This window comes from Rosettibacter primus, assembly GCF_036860675.1.
GTDB classification, from domain to species: Bacteria; Bacteroidota; Ignavibacteria; order Ignavibacteriales; family Melioribacteraceae; genus Rosettibacter; species Rosettibacter primus.
The window spans coordinates 1-14,649 of sequence record NZ_JAYKGK010000015.1 but is presented as its reverse complement, the minus strand read 5'-3'; the positions used below and the strand labels follow the sequence as shown (position 1 = coordinate 14,649).

14 protein-coding genes are annotated in these 14,649 nt (G+C 29.7%); 9 read left to right on the top strand and 5 right to left on the bottom strand.

The annotated features are described in order from the left end of the window. Positions 1-6: 6 nt before the first annotated feature. The 7 genes from VJY32_RS13635 to VJY32_RS13605 all read left to right on the top strand — a co-directional run bounded on the left by VJY32_RS13635 (position 7) and on the right by VJY32_RS13605 (position 9,134). Positions 7-717, top strand: coding sequence for a GDSL-type esterase/lipase family protein (locus VJY32_RS13635; RefSeq protein ID WP_353678485.1), 711 nt, complete (start codon positions 7-9; stop codon positions 715-717). 32 nt (positions 718-749) lie between these two features. Next, positions 750-2,165 carry an SGNH/GDSL hydrolase family protein gene (locus VJY32_RS13630; RefSeq protein ID WP_353678484.1) on the top strand — a complete coding sequence of 472 codons (1,416 nt, stop codon included), beginning with the start codon at positions 750-752 and terminating at the stop codon, positions 2,163-2,165. Next, entirely contained in the window at positions 2,166-3,899 is a 1,734-nt protein-coding gene (locus tag VJY32_RS13625; protein ID WP_353678483.1) for an AMP-binding protein, read from the top strand. Continuing rightward, positions 3,899-4,132, top strand: a complete 234-nt coding sequence (locus tag VJY32_RS13620) for an acyl carrier protein (RefSeq protein ID WP_353678482.1) — start codon at positions 3,899-3,901, stop codon at positions 4,130-4,132. Before VJY32_RS13625 ends, VJY32_RS13620 begins: the two co-directional genes overlap by 1 nt. Before the next feature lie 28 nt (positions 4,133-4,160). Then, entirely contained in the window at positions 4,161-5,660 is a 1,500-nt protein-coding gene (locus tag VJY32_RS13615; protein ID WP_353678481.1) for an MBOAT family O-acyltransferase, read from the top strand. Between the two features lie 145 nt (positions 5,661-5,805). Further along, entirely contained in the window at positions 5,806-8,706 is a 2,901-nt protein-coding gene (locus VJY32_RS13610; RefSeq protein ID WP_353678480.1) for a tetratricopeptide repeat protein, read from the top strand. Positions 8,707-8,726: 20 nt separating this feature from the next. Beyond that, positions 8,727-9,134: an acyl-CoA thioesterase gene (locus VJY32_RS13605; protein ID WP_353678479.1), complete on the top strand. Its 408-nt coding sequence runs from the start codon at positions 8,727-8,729 to the stop codon at positions 9,132-9,134. Positions 9,135-9,959: 825 nt separating this feature from the next. On the opposite strand, the gene VJY32_RS13600 is transcribed toward VJY32_RS13605, so the two are convergent. After that, a complete protein-coding gene (locus tag VJY32_RS13600) occupies positions 9,960-10,172 on the bottom strand; it encodes a hypothetical protein (RefSeq protein WP_353678478.1) in 213 nt (70 codons plus the stop codon). Between the two features lie 222 nt (positions 10,173-10,394). Between VJY32_RS13600 and VJY32_RS13595 the strand changes: the two genes are divergently transcribed. Next, a complete protein-coding gene (locus tag VJY32_RS13595) occupies positions 10,395-10,904 on the top strand; it encodes a hypothetical protein (protein WP_353678477.1) in 510 nt (169 codons plus the stop codon). 84 nt (positions 10,905-10,988) lie between these two features. Then, positions 10,989-11,840 carry a DUF3078 domain-containing protein gene (locus tag VJY32_RS13590; RefSeq protein WP_353678476.1) on the top strand — a complete coding sequence of 284 codons (852 nt, stop codon included), beginning with the start codon at positions 10,989-10,991 and terminating at the stop codon, positions 11,838-11,840. A gap of 445 nt (positions 11,841-12,285) precedes the next feature. On the opposite strand, the gene VJY32_RS13585 is transcribed toward VJY32_RS13590, so the two are convergent. The 4 genes from VJY32_RS13585 to VJY32_RS13570 all read right to left on the bottom strand — a co-directional run bounded on the left by VJY32_RS13585 (position 12,286) and on the right by VJY32_RS13570 (position 14,329). Continuing rightward, entirely contained in the window at positions 12,286-12,840 is a 555-nt protein-coding gene (locus tag VJY32_RS13585; protein WP_353678475.1) for a hypothetical protein, read from the bottom strand. A gap of 258 nt (positions 12,841-13,098) precedes the next feature. Further along, a complete protein-coding gene (locus tag VJY32_RS13580) occupies positions 13,099-13,224 on the bottom strand; it encodes a hypothetical protein (protein ID WP_353678474.1) in 126 nt (41 codons plus the stop codon). 233 nt (positions 13,225-13,457) lie between these two features. Next, positions 13,458-14,027 (bottom strand): T9SS type A sorting domain-containing protein, encoded by a 570-nt coding sequence (locus VJY32_RS13575; protein WP_353678473.1) that lies wholly within the window; start codon positions 14,025-14,027, stop codon positions 13,458-13,460. Further along, on the bottom strand, positions 14,015-14,329 hold the full coding sequence (locus VJY32_RS13570) for a hypothetical protein (RefSeq protein WP_353678472.1): 315 nt from the start codon (positions 14,327-14,329) through the stop codon (positions 14,015-14,017). Before VJY32_RS13570 ends, VJY32_RS13575 begins: the two co-directional genes overlap by 13 nt. Positions 14,330-14,649: the final 320 nt, after the last annotated feature.

The following is a 14,649-nucleotide window of genomic DNA, read 5'->3' as shown; positions in this document are numbered from 1 at the left end:
TCCTCTATGAAAAACAAACAACTTTTAATTATCTGTCTAATAATAATATTTTTTATAACTGCTCATAATACATCATCACAGCAAAAGAATGATACTGAAAAATATAAAACTAATCCTAATTATAATCTGCAGATATCAATGTTCGAGATTTATAAAACAAAGCAAGCAGACATTGTTATGCTTGGCAATTCATTGACAGCAGGAGCGAATTGGAGTGAACTCTTAGGAAGACCTAATGTTGTTGCACGTGCAATACCCGGAGATATTCTTCCTGGCTTTTATGCAAGATTAAATTACATATTTCGACTTAACCCAAAAATTGTTTTTATTCTTGGGGGGTTAAATGATATTTACAACTGGACCCCTGTTGAAGAGATTTATTATAATTACATCAGGATAATTACTGCATTGCAAACAAAAGGAATTATTCCGGTTATTCAATCAACAACTTATGCGGCAAAAGATTATGCAAAAGATTTTGGTGGAACACCAGAAATTAATGCTGGCAGAAATCGTGAAGTTGATAAACTAAACAAACTGCTTTATGAATACGCTAAAAAGAACAAAATTGATTACATTGACATTAATTCAAAATTATCAACAGGCGATAAATTTTTGCGTCCAGATGTAACATGGGATGGTGTTCACTTAAATGCAGAAGGATATAAAATTTGGGCAGAAGAAGTTGAAAAAATTCTGATTAAATATAAAATGTAATTATAATTTTGTATAAAAATTTTGAGTTAAAAATGGAAAAAGATAACAAAATAAAAGAACCACTGATAATAATCGGTTTTACAATAATTATTTTATATCTCATATCGTTCATTAAAATTGATTATGAAATTGCTGGATTTAAACTGAAAACCATTGATATTTTTTCTGACATTCGTTTGGATAAATCAAATTCTGATGAACAGAATCAATCTTATCAAAACAAATTAATGAACAATTCATGTAATTCTTTTTCTAAAACTAATTTATCACAGGCAAACTTTCTTAATTCTCTTTCATATATAATTGAAACAGTAAAAGACAATCTAAATTTTCTTTTGCCTGCACAGGGACAAAAAGTAAAACTCATTGGCAACACACAACAGCTATCTTATTTCTTCAATGCATTAAAAAATATTAAATCAAAACCAGTTAGAATTGCTCATTATGGTGATTCAATTATTGAAGGAGATTTAATCTCGGCAGATATTCGTGATGCATTACAGAAAAAGTATGGTGGTAATGCAGTCGGCTGGCTTGGTATTGTATCTCAAGACATAAATTTTAGAACTACAACAAAACATACTTTTTCTGACAACTGGGAAAGTGCATCAATCTACACTAACAATCCAAAAAAATTACCTTTTGGAATAAGTGGAGAAGTTGCCGTTCCAAAAGGAAATTCGTGGGTGCAATATGAAGTAACAGGTGCAAGAAAAACACTTAAGGATTTTTCAATCGTAAAACTTTACTACTCAAATGCAAAAAATTCTGAAATTTATTATTCATTTGATGGTGGAACAAAGCAAACAGCTCAGTTGAAATCTGGAAATAATATTCAGGAACTAATTTTAAAACCCGCCTCAAAAGCAAAATCAATTAGAATTGAGTTCCCATTAGCTGAACAGGCTTATGTTTATGGAGTAAGTCTTGAAAATGAATCTGGAATTTATGTGGATAATTTTCCATTACGAGGAAATTCTGGAGTTGATTTGAATCAAATTAATCCATCTGTTCTAAAAGAATTTGCAAAGTATCTTAATTACAATTTAATCATTCTTGAATTTGGTTTGAATATACTTGGTTCTACCAAAACAGATTATAACTGGTATGAACGAGAAATGACTAAAGTAATAAACACATTAAAATCAGTTTTTCCAAATACATCAATAATATTGATTGGTGTTCATGACAAAGCAATGAAAAAAGGCTCTAATTTTGTTACTGACCCGGCAGTTTTTAAATTACTCGAAACACAGAAAAAAATTGCATTAAACAATAACATTGCTTTCTGGAGTATGTTTGATGCAATGGGTGGAGAAAACTCAATGACTAAGTGGGTTAATGCAAATCCACCGCTTGCTTACAGAGATTTTGTTCATTTCAATGACCAGGGAGCAGCAAAAATTGCTCAATTATTTCTCGATTCACTAATGGAAGAGTTTAAATAAATGACAGATTTTTATTTCAATATTGATGAAGCAAATACTCTCTGGAAAAGGTGGAAATTAAATTCAGAAAAACACCCGGACCGAGAAGCAATTGTTCACTGGGTTGCAGGTCAAGAACCTTACCGATGGACATATAAAAACTTAATTGATACTGCAAAAAAATTTTCACAACAATTAAAAAAAATCGGTATCAAAGCTGGTGATGTTTGTGCGATTATCATAAGACATAATCCATTCTTCTATCCTCTCTATCTTGGAATTTCTCGAATTGGAGCATTACCCGCAATCTTAGCTTATCCAAATCCACGGCTTCATCCTGATAAATTTCGACAGGGATTGGAAGGAATGTCGCAACGCTCTGGTCTTGATTATATTTTGACTGAAAGAGAACTTGACCCAATAATTAGACCATTAATAGAAAACCCAAAAAGTACAATTAAATCTGTATACTTCCCTCTTGAATGGGATTTATCAAATTCAATTGATGAAAAACTTGATAAAGAAATTGAAGAGATTACAAATCAAGTTAAAGATACAGATGCTGCATTTCTTCAGCATTCATCAGGAACTACTGGACTTCAAAAACCTGTAGTGCTCTCACATCGTGCTGTTCTAAATCATGTATTAAATTTAGGAAAAGCTTTCAAATTATCTGATAAAGATAAAGCATGCAGCTGGCTTCCTTTATATCACGATTTTGGTTTGATTGCTGCATTTCATATCCCGCTTGCTTATGGAATTACAACAGTTCAACTTGACCCATTTGAATGGGTTTTAGCTCCTGTAATTTTACTGGAAGCAATTACAAAAGAAAAAGCAACAATGTCATTTCTGCCAAACTTTGCTTATAATGTTTTAGCCGACAAAATTCATGAAGATGAACTTCAGGGAATTGATTTATCAAGTTTAAGAATTATTGTAAATGCTGCAGAACCAATTCGTCACGATAGCCATCAAAAATTTGTTAATCGTTTTCAAAAATATGGATTTAATCCACTTGCACTTGCATGTTTATATGGAATGGCAGAAGCTACACTCGGAGTAACTGTAACAGAACCAGGCAAACCTATTACTGAACTTGCAGTTGATAGAAATGAATTATCAAAAGGAATTGTAAAATTTGCAGATGATAACTCAGTTGTTCGTATTTGTGTTTCTTCTGGAAAATTAATAGATGGCTGCAGTGCGAGAATTGTTGATGATAATCGAAAAGATATTCCTGATGGATTTGTTGGTGAAGTTGCTGTCAAATCTGTCTCACAATTTGATGGCTATAGAAACTATCCAGAAAAAACTGCTGAAGTTGTTGAAGACGGCTGGTATTTTACAGGTGATTATGGCTTCAGATACAATGATGAATATTTCATAATTGGAAGAAAAAAAGATATAATAATTGTTGCTGGAAAAAATATCTATCCAGAAGATATTGAAGATGCTGTAAATAATGTTCCGGGTGTTATTCCCGGAAGAGTTATAGCTTTTGGAGAAGAAGACCCTGATATGGGAACTGAATTTGTAAGTGTAGCAGCAGAAACCGAAGTTCAATCAGAAGAAGAAAAAAATAAAATTAGATTAGAAATATTAAAAGCAGGGATGAGTATCGATATTGTTATACATAAAGTTTATCTTGTTCCTCCTCGATGGCTGATTAAAAGTTCATCTGGTAAACCAAGTCGTAAAGCAAATAAAGAAAGATTATTAAGCAAAACAGAACCACAAGTATGGAGTAGATAATGATTTCACCTGAATTGAAACAAGTGATTTTAAAACAACTTAATCTTGATGACTTTGACATTAAAGATGAAACAACTGCTCCGGAAGTGCCCGGATGGGATTCATTAAATCACATAAATATTATTCTTGCAATAGAAGAACATTTCAAAGTAAAATTTAAGAGTTACGAATTACTTAGACTTAAGTGTGTTGGAGACTTGCAAAAACTTCTTGATTCAAAACTTGGTAAATAAATTCTTCCATCACTAAACCAGAATTTATATGCTGTTTAATTTTGACTTCAACAAAATTTTATATCAATTAAAATATATTCCTGAAGACCCATTAATTTTCAGCACAAGTTTATTCTTAATCTTGTTCTTCTTTTTCCTGTTATTTTACAATATCCTTTCAAGGAATAATTCTGTAAGAATAATATTCTTAATTCTTTTCTCATTTTATTTTTATTATAAATCATCAGGTTATTATGCATTAATTTTAATTATTTCAGCAACTGTAAATTTTTTATTTGGTAAATGGATTTCTTCTACCGAAAATTTTTCCACAAAAAAATTTTATTTAATTCTTTCCCTAATAATTAATCTTGGCATTCTTAGTTATTTCAAATACACAAATTTTATAATTCAGATTATCAACAACATAGCTAAAAGTGAGATTCAACCCCTTGAAATTTTTCTTCCTATTGGAATCTCATTCTACACATTTAAATCACTCAATTATGTTTTTGATATTTATTTCGATACACTAAAACCTGTTAACAGTTTTCGTGATTTTTGTCTATATGTATTTTTCTTCCCGAATATTTTAGCAGGTCCAATTGACAGAGCTTCAGAATTTCTTCCTCAGATTAATAAAGAATTATTTCTTTCAAAAGAAGATGTTGGCAAAGCAATCTTTCTCGTTATTATTGGATTATTCAAAAAAGTTGTAATTGCAGATTACATCAGCATAAATTTTGTCGATAGAGTTTTTGATTTTCCATTGAGATATACTGGAGTAGAAAATTTACTTGCAATTTATGGATATGTTCTTCAAATCTATTGTGATTTTTCCGGTTATTCTGATATGGCAATTGGTATTGCATTAATGCTTGGCTTTAGATTGATGGAAAATTTTAATTATCCATTTAAAGCTACAAGCATTGCAAATTTCTGGAGAAGGTGGCATATCTCCCTTTCAAAATGGCTTCTTGATTATTTATTCAGACCACTCCAGATGAAATATAGAAATCTCAGAGTTTATGGAAATATGATTGGAATTTTCATCACATTTTTACTTTGCGGTTTATGGCATGGAGCTGGCTGGAACTTTATTTACTGGGGTGCCATGCACGGATTTATGATGTCCTTTGCTTTACTAATTCAAAAACCTAAAACTAAATTTTTTACATTGCTGAAAATTAATAATACAAAGTTTCTTACAGTCATTCAAACAATTATCACATTTCATCTTGTTGCAATTTCTTTTATGGTTTTCAGATGTACTGATATTCAAACAGTGTTTGATATGCTTTCACAAATTTTTACTTTCTTTCATGGTGAAGTTTTCATTCAATTCGTCGAAAGACTTCCTTTAATATTTGGATTAATTGTGATTGGCTACTTTTTACACTTTATGCCTTCAAAATTAGAAACAAAAACAATTAATTTTATTTCAAAAATTCCTGCATTCGGTAAAGTTATAATTCTTGTAATAGCAATATGGATTGCAGCACAATTTAAATCTGCAGATATTCAACCTTTCATCTATTTCCAATTTTAAAAATTACACTTGTTAGTAATTTCTCATTATCACAATAATTTCATAAACTTTCCTTACACTTTATTCTCCTATTCTTTTCATTATAATTTTTATAAGATTTTTAATAAGTTTGTTTTTAACAAAACAGATAACAAATTTTCACTGAATGAATAAGAAATCAATAAGATTTTTATTCCTTATTCTTAATATCATAATTTCTTCTGTCAATTATTCTCAGAATACTGAAGTTGATATTTTGAAAAAAACTGCTCTCTCTCACATGGAAGCTGGCCGGTATGGTGAAGCAATTGATCAACTTAATAAATACATTTCAGCACTTCCGCAACAAGCTGATGGTTACAATCTCCGCGCAATTTGTTTTGAAAAAAGACAGCAATACCAAAATGCAGTCTTAGATTACAGACGAGCAATTGCTCTTGAAAAAAATTCAGTAAAAAAATCAGAATATGAAAATAATCTAAGAAGGGTTCAGGAAATATGGTATGCAATTCTAAATAAAAAAATTGAAGGACATTTAAGAGAAATAGCTATTAATCCTGAAAATCCTGTAAACTATCTTGAAATTGGAAAGGCATATAGATGGATGGAAATTTGGGACAAAGCAGAAGCATGGTATGATGAATATCTCAAACGAGATGATAATGCATCGCCTGATGAAATAATTCGTTACACAGAAATACTTGCTAAAACAGGCAGTATTTCGAAAGGAGAAAAAATTCTAAAAAAATATGTCGAACGTTATCCTGATGACTGGCGTTTATGGAGTCGTTACGGTTACTTTACGATGTGGCTTGCTAAATATGCAATTGCAAAAAAAGCATTTGAAAAATCACTGAGCATTAAACCATTTTTTAAAGAAGCTCAAGATGGATTAGATATGGTTACAAAACAGGCTTATATTACTCAGCAAAGTCCAAGAGAATTTGAAAAAGAATATCCAATAGATAGATATTACAGAATTTTAAGAAGAAATCCTGAAGATGTAGAAACCCGCTTTAAACTTGTAGATGAATTAATTGCTGCAAAAAGATACGAAGAAGCTTACCAGCAGCTGCAGATTATATCACTAACACATTCTGAAGACCAAAGATACAAAGACAGATGGACTCAAGTTCTTGAACTTAGAGAAAATATCTATCAACAAAGATTAAGTGAAGCAAAAGCAAAATTATTAATAAATGAATTTGACAGAGAAGCAGTAAAAACTGCAGCTCAGTATTATGAATATCTTCAGTATTACGATAGTGCAATGGTATTGCTTAACAAATATTTTGAAAAATATCCGGATGAAACTGACCCTCAATTAATTTATCGTTATGCAAGAATATCTGCTTGGAATCGAGAATTTGACAAAGCAATTGAAATCACAGATAAATTGCTAAAAGAATATCCAAATAATCTTGATTATCAACTTTTTAGAGCTCAGGTTTCTGTGTGGATTAATCGAGATATTGACCTTGCAGAACAATATTTACAAAATGTTCTTAAAGCAAAACCAGATAATCTTGAAGCAAATATTGCTATGGGTTCTCTTAAATTAATTCAAAAAGATTATGATGCTGCTCAAAAGTATGCTGACAAAGCAAAAGAAATAGAACCTGCAAATGATGAAGTAATAAAACTTCAATCCAATATTGATTGGCAACGAATGAGAGAAGAAGAAGAAAAATTATATGCAATACTTGAAGAAGGAAGAAAAAAAGTTATAGCCGAAGATTGCAGTGGGGCTCTTCCATTTTATGAAGAATATCTTTCTAAAGCTGAACCAAATGTTTTAATTCTCAAAGAATATGGTGATGTTCTTTTCTGTGCTAAAAAATATGAAGATGCACTCAAAACATATAATCAAGTTCTTGAAACAAATTATAACTATGATGCAGCAATGCAAAGAGCAAAAGTATATTATGCTATGGGCGATTCATTAAATGCAGTGAAGGAATTTAAAGAGTTGGTTAAACAGGATTCAACTGACTTCGAAGCACAAATGTATCTTGGTGATTCTTTTGCAAAATTGGGAGAACATGATTCTGCAAGAGTAATTTATAATAATCTTCTTGATAACTGGCAGCTCGATTCAACTCAGGTGGGAATGATTAAACTAAGAAAAAAGTGGCTGCCTGTCACCGGCTTAGCTGCAATTCTCGAAACATTTCCTAATTATGTTGGATTGGCACCACTCACTCAATTTTACAATGATAATCTTAGCTTTAAAATCTGGTCATTAGGCTCAAGAATAGATTTAGGGGTTACAAACTTTTTTACTCTTGGAATCTCATTTATTCATTCACAGCTTAAAGCAAATGCAGAAAGCTTAAATCAAGATATAATTTCTTCTTATAATTTTATTGGACAAAGAGAATTCAGAACATTAAAAGGACATTTATTATTTCGTTTATCAAAAGATTTAAATGCAGGTGCAGGATTTGGAACAACAAACGCAAAGGGCTTTTTAGCACGTAACGAAAGAGATGCTTTCATTAGATTTGAAAAGAAAGATACAATTTCAATGGCTTTTGTTTATCAAAATTCTGATGCTGCACTTATTCTCTATTCTCCTTATTTAATTGACCAGAGATATTATTCTTCTCTTTACAGACTTGAAGGATATTACAGACATAGCAATGGCTTAAAACTTAGCGGTTCATTTCAATATATTACTGTGTCAGATGGAAATGAAGGGAATGACTTGATGTTAAGAATCGGAAAATACTTTTACAGAGATTTATCAGCAGGCTATGAATATTATTACACAAATTACAAATTAAAAAAACAAAACTATTATTCACCTCAAAATTTTGAATCCCATTGCATCTGGGTTGACCACGATTTAGAAAACAGAGAAGAATTGAAAATTGTATTAGGTGGAAAAGTTGGAATTATTCCAAGAAATAAATTTTTAGCTTTAGAGGGGCACACTGAATTTTTCTATCAGCCTATAAAATATTTATTAATTAGTGGAAAAGTAGGAATGGGCAGCACTTCACGAGATGAATCAAGTTACAGATATTTTTCTGCACAACTATCAATTTACTGGAATGTATTTTAATCAATTAAGCGAGTTCAAAAATGTTTACAGTAAAAATAAAAACATATTTTTTTGATGCTGACCCTGCTGGAATTATTTTCTATGGAAATTTATTCAAGTATCTGCACTCTGCCTACGAAGATTTTATGAAAAGTATGAGCATGAAAAGAAATTATTTCTTTGATGAAGAATATGTTCTTCCAATTTTACATGCAGAAGCGGATTATATCTCTCCCATTAAAATTGGCGATGAACTAACTATTGAAATACAAGTTAGCAAAATGAAAAAATCATCTTTTGAATTAAGCTACAAAATTTATAACCAAAATAATGGCTTAGCAGCAACTGCAAAAACAGTTCATGTTTGTGTAACAAAAAGTAATTTCAAGAAAAGTGAACTGCCAAAGGAATTGAATGACAAATTAAAAATGCATTTGATAGAAAAATAAAAATCTAAATTTGAGAAAAAATTTTATCTCTTATTACATTATAACTTCGTTTATATGTACAAATAGTAAAAATAATTCACAACAATTTTATCACTTCGAAATTAATAATTGTATAACACTCCGTGGCTCTCTGTGAAAAATTCTCAGTGGAACTCCGTGTAATAAAAATTACACAGAACTAAATGCAGATAAACAATCAACGCAAATCTGCGAAATCAGCGAGAAATATTTTTTCACACTAATACACCGAATTATAAAATATCTTTTATTTAAAAATCAATTATAACCTCATCGTAGATAAGCGGTGCCACATAACAACTATACCGTTTGCATAACTACCAATATCTATCAAACTCGAATTGATTGATTATTAACAAGATGAGCTCTTTTTACAATGATGATTTTATTTATATCAACATCACATTACGAGATTTTGTACAGTGCAAAAAGCTATCAAAATAGATGTCTATTGTTCAGACAGTTCATTATAACATAGAATAATTTTTCCAAAGGATTTCCTCATAAAAATTTTAAGAAGATTGTATAGCAAAGTGAAAAATATTGATTTGTCGTTCCCATGAAAGTGGGAACCCATTTTATTTTAATTGATTTAGATTCTTGTTCCCAAGGGGAAAATATATAAAACTTTCTTTTTAGAAAGTCTTTTCTCAATTTAGAAATCTTACAGTTATTGAATTTTTTACTCATCTTCTTTTGTTTGATAACAAACAGTTGCCATTTTTTTTATTCATAATTAAATTTAACATGAATAATATCAGGATAAATAAATGTATTAAAGAAAGCATTTTTTTAAACAATTTTTATTTATGATTCATTAAGTAATTTTTTCTTTGCACAAAATTCAACTTTAATTTTTAATGAAAAACTTATAATTGAATTAAAAGGAAAAGCAGTTAATAGCATAACAAATGCATTTGTAATTTCACTTTGAGATACTTCCAATTTATTTTCTACTGCAAATGCAAAAGTTGAAATACCAAAGGGATTGAATAAGAAAATATTAAAAACAAATTTCACAATTAAATTAGAAAAGCAACTTTATTATGAGTTTGTTCTTTCTTATTTAAGAGGGAAAAGCATTTACGAAAATAAATTAGTATATCAATAAAAAACCTAATACTAAATCTACTTGATTACAAAAGATTCAAATAGGAAACACATCTAAAACAAGAGATAAATATATGGGGCAAGTTGCCCATTTTTAATTAACTATCTTAAACTAATTAACTGGGGGGCTCTATGAAAACAAAACCAATTTTCTTTCTGGTTTTATTAGTTGGCTACGTTCTTCTGAAAAGCGAAGCTTTTTCGCAAGAAACAAAAGAATCCAAAAAAGCTCTTGATGCATTTATCAACCCAACTACAAAATCTGCCGTTGCAAGCGAACCCGTTCCGGGTGCCGAGATTACTGTGGAGCAGCAACCTGGACCAATTATCATTAAAAAATGCGTTACGGATAAAAATGGAGAATTTACAGTTCTTATAGAGGAAATCGAACTAGCTTTCGAAAAGATTGAAAGAAAAGGCTCAAATAAAATTTTTATACCAAATGAAATAAACTTACAGTTTACTATCAAACCTAAGGACCCAGATAAATATCCAAGCTTAACAAATAAAGTGAAAGTTACAATTAAAAAATCCGATGGACCTAAGTTCGTTTTTGTTGTTACATACCAAAAACCAATTGAAAAATCTAGTGGTACTACTAATAAAGGTACTTTTGCTGTGAGTTCTAAAGCTCAAACTTGACATAGTTTGACAACGGGCAAAAGTAATATTCTTTTGCCCTACAACAAATTTTATTTAACAGCAAATTATTAAAAGGTTATTTTTATGAAAAAGTTAATTACCGTTTTATTATTTATTTTAATCTCAAATTCAATTGTATTTTCTCAAGAAACCAATTTCGACATTGGAGCTAAAACAAATTTTGGTGCAACTTTTACATCATTCAATACAAGTGAAGGTGATGATTCACATCTTGAATTATTGCTGACCATTTTAGCTAATGCAAATTATGAAGGAAGTAATTTTAATTTTGATTCTGAACTTTATATTCATTATGGACAAATTGTTAGAAAATATTTTCCTCCACAAAAATCCCAAGATAATTTTATACTCACATTAATACCGTCATTGAAAATTATTGAAAACCCGAGTATGAGATTATTTTGGCAAGCAAAAGCTGAAACACAATTGCGAAAAGGTTACCTTAATGATCAAGAGACAAATTTTGCTGACCCAATGTTTATTACAAATACATTATTCTTAGGTGAAAAGTCCAAATTGATTAAGCAAACTGAAACACAACAATTCAATATTACTTATGGAATAGGTTATTCATTTCAAGCTATTATTAAAAAACATTTTCAATTAACGAGTGAAACAACTCCAAACAATAATGCAGAATTTGCAGATGGACCTGCTGCGGTTTTTAATTTGAATTTTTCCAAAAGTATAAGTGAGAACATTAGTTTTAATTTTTTATTCAACTCTTTATTCCTTGCTAAAAAAGATTTTATTAAAAGTACAAGTAATTCAAGATTTAGCTCACTCTTGCTAGGCAGCTTAAATATTGGATTAATTAGTTTTGAATATAGCAATCGCATAGTTTATGATAAAGAATTAGGTAATAAGCGTCAATTAGAACAATCGTTAGTGGTTGGTTTGAAATTTAATTTATAAGAAAAGAGAATATTTTAGGGATTGAAAAAAATTGTTCGATTAATATCAGTTAAAAATCAAAATATATTTTTTGATTTGAGTGGATTTGAGAAACTTATTTTTGAGATTTCTAAAATAATTCAATCTGTCACCTATGTACAAATAGGAATTCATTGATTAGTGAGTAGAACTATTCTGATCTTTACACCGATACAATCCGGGTGAGAGTGACATACGGTAAGATATTTATTTACGAAAGTATTTTTTATTATTTCTTTGCTTGGATATATAAATAATATTTCTAAATAAATTTCAGATTTAAGTCAATCCAATTTTGTCCTATTTATCGACTTTGAATTAAAAATTACATAGTAAATTTTTATCAAATCATTTATCGTCAGTGATACTATCATCATAACTTTATTTTGAAAAATATAATCAGTCATAATTGTGAAACTAGTTACTTCTACCAAACAATATTATATCTTGACTTTATTTCCTGAATTTTGCTATATGATAAATTACCTTCCAACAAAAAATATTTTGCACCGAATGAATCTCGCTCTTTAATATTAATCCCTTTTTCATAAAAACCTTCAAGGACATTTTTAAATTCTTCAATCTGTTTTTTCTTAATTAGAATTTTATACTCACCCAAAAAATTATCTTCTGTTTCCATTTGTATTCTAATTAAAAATCCTTTAGAGAATATTCCTTTATAAACTTGACTACTTGCTTCGTATAAAAATAATTTCATTCTAATTTTCTGGTCAATTTTAATTTTTAGTACTTCTGAATTATTCGGAAGAATAATAATTTCATTTTCATTTAATTCAACTGTTCCTATTTTTTTATATAAGAAATTAGGTGATATTAATAATGGAATAAGCTGTATGAGCGGAATAATAATAAAGAGCATTTTATTTTCTGCAAGCCATAGTAAAAAACTAAGGATAAGCGTAATTAAAATGAAAATCCGGAAATAAAATGTTTCCCTTTCTTTAACTAAATCAATTTTCATTTTTGAACTTTTAGGAAATTTTTTATTTATGAAATTTCATCTTGAAATACTGATACAGCTATTATATTGTTTTATATATCATCAAAAGTTATTTCCAAATTCTCTCATTCTACAAATCTTATTTAATCATTCCACATTGTTACGGGACATTACTCGATAAATCAAAAGTTACAATTACTTGCTGATAATTTGTATCGGTTCTTTTAAGCATATCTTCAGTTCTAAAATCACGAGAATTCATATATGGCGATTATAAAGTTACTGTTCCCCTCTTAATATAATTATATGATTAAAATGTTCATCTATACAGTTTAATTTTTCTGTTGAAGCATTACTATTTTTATCATCCAATTGTTCAGCTAATATTTCTTTGTCTAATTCCATAATAACTGTTTAGTCAATTAACTCAATTGTTTTTTCACAAAAATAATAGAAGAGTGATAATATAACTTTTACAATTTATTTTATTAAAACAATTTTACAATCTATGCTAACCTTTCGCAACAAACTTGAAAAATACCGTGATGAAAATGCTGTCAATGTTGACCCGCATGTTATATTTACGCCTTAAAAAAGGGAAAGCAGAACTATAATAATCTGCCTTCATGAAATGATAACTATTTGACTAATTGCAACTTCTTTATAATTTGCTGTTTATCTGCTGTAAATCTATAAATATAAGTTCCACTAGGAAGATTACTTGCATTAAAATCCAACTCATATCTGCCAGCTGCAAATACTCCATTTGCCAACAAAGCAACTTCTCGACCAAGTATATCATATACTTTCAAAGAGACATGGCCACTACTTGGAATTGTAAAACTAATTTTTGTAATTGGATTAAAAGGATTAGGATAATTTTGATAAAGTATTAGTTCTGAAGGGAGCGTCTCTGTTTCTTCTTCAACATCAACTGTTCCGTAAGTAATACCGTCAATAATGCATCCTTGTAAAATTCTTACAGGACCGCTTTCATAATTGTATTCATAATATTCACCTATGCCGCTTACAAGCAACACATAACGTTCGTAAACAGTTTCTTCCGTTATTGTAGTATCTGTAAACGGGTAGGGCGGTCTATAAAATCCAATTTCTTTTACATATCGTTCTTGCCCAAAAATATTAGCGGAATAAATTTTATCTACTCTAGCAAATGTTCCCGGCGGGTCTGTTCTTACTCTCCACACGTTGTACCCGAATCTGCTTCCAGCTTATAGAGTTTCCAGTTAAGAGAAAATGGAAGGTAGTATACAATGCTGAAAGTATCTATTTTGAACAGTGGATTTGTTTGATAATCAGTAAATAAAAATTTACTTCCATCATTTCCTAGTGAGTCGCTATAAATCATTTGTCGTACAAATCCATGGTCGGTGCTATACTCCCAAACATTTCCAACAGCAGAAGGGAAGAAACTTGCTGGGTCTGGTTTTTCTTGTGCATTTATTATGGTTACTATTAATATGCTGATAATAATTAATAAGTTTTTCATAGTGTCCTCAAGTTATTTACCGAGTATCATTTTGTAATCCACACAAAGAATATCTATGTTTTTAACATCATATTTTTCTGTGTAAGAATAACGGCGCTGCAATTAAAGCGCTGCCCATAACAAAAATGCAACACTGAAAAACCAACGCCAATAATTATTTATAAATTTATTTTGTTCACAAAACTTAAAGAGCAATTACCTTTTTCAACGAATGCCAATAACTTGCATAATGCCGCAACTTTAAAGCAGTCGCTTTGAGTTGCGTGTTATATGGCGCTCTTATCTAAGCAATATCATCTTTTTTGTTTCTGAATATTTTC